At 55.5% G+C, this 5496-nt stretch carries 3 rRNA genes; all 3 read left to right on the plus strand.

Going from position 1 to position 5496, the window contains the following annotated elements:
- Positions 1-183: 183 nt before the first annotated feature.
- A 16S ribosomal RNA gene (locus AC3WTE_RS32280) occupies positions 184-1700 on the plus strand.
- Between the two features lie 424 nt (positions 1701-2124).
- Positions 2125-5231, plus strand: a 23S ribosomal RNA gene (locus AC3WTE_RS32285).
- Positions 5232-5373: 142 nt separating this feature from the next.
- Positions 5374-5487: ribosomal RNA gene (rrf, locus tag AC3WTE_RS32290) — 5S ribosomal RNA — on the plus strand.
- The 16S, 23S and 5S rRNA genes sit together here, the layout of an rRNA operon.
- The last annotated feature ends 9 nt before the right edge of the window (positions 5488-5496 follow it).

Genomic DNA, 5496 nt, shown 5'->3' on the forward strand with positions numbered 1-5496 from the left:
GGCGTGTTGTTTGAGAACTCAATAGTGTGTTTGGTGGTTTTTGTTTGTTGTTTTTTGACTGCGCCTCGTGTTTTCCCGTTTGTGGGGTGTGGTTGTTTTTTTGATGCCAGTTTGTTTGGTGTCTTTTGTTTGTGATCGGATTTTTCTGATTCGAATTCGGCCTGTCTGTGGATGGGTAGTTTTTGTTTGGAGAGTTTGATTCTGGCTCAGGACGAACGCTGGCGGCGTGCTTAACACATGCAAGTCGAACGGAAAGGCCCTTCGGGGTACTCGAGTGGCGAACGGGTGAGTAACACGTGGGTGATCTGCCCTGCACTTTGGGATAAGCCTGGGAAACTGGGTCTAATACCGAATATGACCGCATGCTTCATGGTGTGTGGTGGAAAGCTTTTGCGGTGTGGGATGGGCCCGCGGCCTATCAGCTTGTTGGTGGGGTAATGGCCTACCAAGGCGACGACGGGTAGCCGGCCTGAGAGGGTGACCGGCCACACTGGGACTGAGATACGGCCCAGACTCCTACGGGAGGCAGCAGTGGGGAATATTGCACAATGGGCGCAAGCCTGATGCAGCGACGCCGCGTGAGGGATGACGGCCTTCGGGTTGTAAACCTCTTTCAATAGGGACGAAGCGCAAGTGACGGTACCTATAGAAGAAGGACCGGCCAACTACGTGCCAGCAGCCGCGGTAATACGTAGGGTCCGAGCGTTGTCCGGAATTACTGGGCGTAAAGAGCTCGTAGGTGGTTTGTCGCGTTGTTCGTGAAAACTCACAGCTTAACTGTGGGCGTGCGGGCGATACGGGCAGACTAGAGTACTGCAGGGGAGACTGGAATTCCTGGTGTAGCGGTGGAATGCGCAGATATCAGGAGGAACACCGGTGGCGAAGGCGGGTCTCTGGGCAGTAACTGACGCTGAGGAGCGAAAGCGTGGGGAGCGAACAGGATTAGATACCCTGGTAGTCCACGCCGTAAACGGTGGGTACTAGGTGTGGGTTCCTTCCTTGGGATCCGTGCCGTAGCTAACGCATTAAGTACCCCGCCTGGGGAGTACGGCCGCAAGGCTAAAACTCAAAGAAATTGACGGGGGCCCGCACAAGCGGCGGAGCATGTGGATTAATTCGATGCAACGCGAAGAACCTTACCTGGGTTTGACATGCACAGGACGCTGGTAGAGATATCAGTTCCCTTGTGGCCTGTGTGCAGGTGGTGCATGGCTGTCGTCAGCTCGTGTCGTGAGATGTTGGGTTAAGTCCCGCAACGAGCGCAACCCCTATCTTATGTTGCCAGCGCGTTATGGCGGGGACTCGTAAGAGACTGCCGGGGTCAACTCGGAGGAAGGTGGGGATGACGTCAAGTCATCATGCCCCTTATGTCCAGGGCTTCACACATGCTACAATGGCCGGTACAAAGGGCTGCGAATCCGTGAGGTGGAGCGAATCCCTTGAAAGCCGGTCTCAGTTCGGATCGGGGTCTGCAACTCGACCCCGTGAAGTTGGAGTCGCTAGTAATCGCAGATCAGCAACGCTGCGGTGAATACGTTCCCGGGCCTTGTACACACCGCCCGTCACGTCATGAAAGTCGGTAACACCCGAAGCCGGTGGCCTAACCCTTGTGGAGGGAGCCGTCGAAGGTGGGATCGGCGATTGGGACGAAGTCGTAACAAGGTAGCCGTACCGGAAGGTGCGGCTGGATCACCTCCTTTCTAAGGAGCACCATTTACATGCCCTTCGGGGTTTTCCCCCATGCCGGCAACAGTGCCGGGGTTCGTGGTTGGGATTGTCGCCGGCGCCTGTAGTGGGTTTGTCCGGCGGGTGCATATGACAACGAACGCTGATCAGCTGGGATGACACGTTGATCGAAAGAATTGCCAGACACACTGTTGGGTCCTGAGACAACAGGCCCGTTCGCTTCTGCCCTTCGGGGGTGGGAGACATCATCCCGTTGGGGGTGGTGGGGGTTGTTGTTGCCTCACCGGTTTTGGTGGTGGGGTGTGGTGTTTGATTCGTGGATAGTGGTTGCGAGCATCTAATGCGCGCAGAACGTGTGGTCTCACTCCTTGTGGGTGGGGCTGGTTTTGTGTGTGTTGATGTGCAATTTTGATTCTTGTTTTCAATTGGTTTTTTGTGTCGTAAGTGTTTAAGGGCGCATGGTGGATGCCTTGGCATCAGAGGCCGATGAAGGACGTAGGAGGCTGCGATAAGCCTCGGGGAGCTGCCAACCGAGCGTTGATCCGAGGATGTCCGAATGGGGAAACCCAGCACGAGTTATGTCGTGTTACCCACGCCTGAATATATAGGGTGTGGGAGGTAACGCGGGGAAGTGAAACATCTCAGTACCCGTAGGAAGAGAAAACAATTGTGATTCCGTGAGTAGTGGCGAGCGAAAGCGGATGAGGCTAAACCGTATGCATGTGATACCGGGTAGGGGTTGTGTGTGCGGGGTTGTGGGACCTATCTTTCCAGTTCTATCCGGCTGGAGGGCAGTAAAAAAATGTCGTGGTTAACGGAAGTGGCTTGGGATGGCCTGCCGTAGAGGGTGAGAGTCCCGTACGTGAAAACCCGATGTCTGCCTTGATGGTGTTCCCGAGTAGCAGCGGGCCCGTGAAATCTGCTGTGAATCTGCCGAGACCACTCGGTAAGCCTAAATACCTTCTGATGACCGATAGCGGATTAGTACCGTGAGGGAATGGTGAAAAGTACCCCGGGAGGGGAGTGAAATAGTACCTGAAACCGTGTGCCTACAATCCGTCAGAGCCCTCGTTTACGTGGGGTGATGGCGTGCCTTTTGAAGAATGAGCCTGCGAGTCAGGGACATGTCGCGAGGTTAACCCGTGGGGGGTAGCCGTAGCGAAAGCGAGTCTGAATAGGGCGTATCCCGTAAGGGTGTAGTGGCGTGTTCTGGACCCGAAGCGGAGTGATCTACCCATGGCCAGGGTGAAGCGCGGGTAAGACCGCGTGGAGGCCCGAACCCACTTAGGTTGAAGACTGAGGGGATGAGTTGTGGGTAGGGGTGAAAGGCCAATCAAACTCCGTGATAGCTGGTTCTCCCCGAAATGCATTTAGGTGCAGCGTTGCGTGTTTCTTGCCGGAGGTAGAGCTACTGGATGGCCGATGGGCCTCACCAGGTTACTGACGTCAGCCAAACTCCGAATGCCGGTAAGACAAAAGCGTGGCAGTGAGACGGCGGGGGATAAGCTCCGTGCGTCGAGAGGGAAACAGCCCAGATCGCCGACTAAGGCCCCTAAGCGTGTGCTAAGTGGAAAAGGATGTGCAGTCGCGAAGACAACCAGGAGGTTGGCTTAGAAGCAGCCACCCTTGAAAGAGTGCGTAATAGCTCACTGGTCAAGTGATTGTGCGCCGATAATGTAGCGGGGCTCAAGCACACCGCCGAAGTCGCGGCATCCGCAAGGATGGGTAGGGGAGCGTCCTGCATCCGGTGAAGCAGCCTAGTGATGGAGCTGTGGAGGGTGTGGGAGTGAGAATGCAGGCATGAGTAGCGAATAGGCAAGTGAGAACCTTGCCCGCCGAAAGACCAAGGGTTCCTGGGGCAGGCCAGTCCGCCCAGGGTGAGTCGGGACCTAAGGCGAGGCCGACAGGCGTAGTCGATGGACAACGGGTTGATATTCCCGTACCCGTGTGTGTGCGTCCGTGATGAATCCATTGTGCTAACCATCCAAATGGCACGTGATGATCCTTTCGGGGATCACGTGTTGCCGGCTGCGTGGGACCCTGGTGGGTAGTAGTCAAGCGATGGGGTGACGCAGGAAGGTAGCCGTACCGGTCAGTGGTAATACCGGGGTAAGCCTGTAGGACGAACGATAGGCAAATCCGTCGTTCATATGTCTGAGAGGTGATGCATAGCCGAGTGAGGCGAATTCGGTGATCCTATGCTGCCAAGAAAAACCTCTAGCGAGTGCACACATGGCCCGTACCCCAAACCAACACAGGTGGTCAGGTAGAGAATACTAAGGCGTACGAGTTAACTATGGTTAAGGAACTCGGCAAAATACCCCCGTAACTTCGGGAGAAGGGGGACCTCCATACCGTCAACACCCTTGCGGTGGGCAGCGGGAGGGGGTGGCACAAACCAGTGAGAAGCGACTGTTTACTAAAAACACAGGTCCGTGCGAAGTCGCAAGACGATGTATACGGACTGACGCCTGCCCGGTGCTGGAAGGTTAAGAGGACCTGTTAACTCCTTCGGGGGTGAAGCGGAGAATTTAAGCCCCAGTAAACGGCGGTGGTAACTATAACCATCCTAAGGTAGCGAAATTCCTTGTCGGGTAAGTTCCGACCTGCACGAATGGCGTAACGACTTCTCAACTGTCTCAACCATAGACTCGGCGAAATTGCACTACGAGTAAAGATGCTCGTTACGCGCGGCAGGACGAAAAGACCCCGGGACCTTCACTACAACTTGGTATTGGAGTTCGGTACGGTTTGTGTAGGATAGGTGGGAGACTGTGAAGCGCACACGCCAGTGTGTGTGGAGTCGTTGTTGAAATACCACTCTGATCGTATTGGGCTTCTAACTTCGGACCGTATATCCGGTCCAGGGACAGTGCCTGGTGGGTAGTTTAACTGGGGCGGTTGCCTCCTAAAATGTAACGGAGGCGCCCAAAGGTTCCCTCAACCTGGACGGCAATCAGGTGTTGAGTGTAAGTGCACAAGGGAGCTTGACTGCGAGACGTACATGTCAAGCAGGGACGAAAGTCGGGACTAGTGATCCGGCACCCCCGAGTGGAAGGGGTGTCGCTCAACGGATAAAAGGTACCCCGGGGATAACAGGCTGATCTTCCCCAAGAGTCCATATCGACGGGATGGTTTGGCACCTCGATGTCGGCTCGTCGCATCCTGGGGCTGGAGCAGGTCCCAAGGGTTGGGCTGTTCGCCCATTAAAGCGGCACGCGAGCTGGGTTTAGAACGTCGTGAGACAGTTCGGTCTCTATCCGCCGCGCGCGTCAGAAACTTGAGGAAACCTGTCCCTAGTACGAGAGGACCGGGACGGACGAACCTCTGGTCTACCAGTTGTCCCACCAGGGGCACCGCTGGATAGCTACGTTCGGACAGGATAACCGCTGAAAGCATCTAAGCGGGAAACCTCTTCCAAGACCAGGTTTCTCACCCTTTTAGAGGGATAAGGCCCCCCGCAGACCACGGGATCGATAGACCAGACCTGCACACCCAGCAATGGGTTTAGGGAACTGGCACTAACCGGCCGAAAACTTACACACACCCAAAGAAAAACCAATCGTGTGTACACAAGACGAAGAACATTGCACATCAACCGTGCCCGCAACCACAACCCACAAACGAGTCGAACAGACCACACCCCACCACCAAATAACACCCGGTGGAGGCGTAATTAAATAGAGTTACGGCGGCAACAGCGGCAGGGAAACGCCCGGTCCCATCCCGAACCCGGAAGCTAAGCCTGCCAGCGCCGATGATACTGCCCTGCACGGGCGGAAAAGTAGGACACCGCCGAACACAAATTAG

The sequence above is a fragment of the Mycobacterium sp. FW102-FHT13B02 genome (assembly GCF_058790275.1).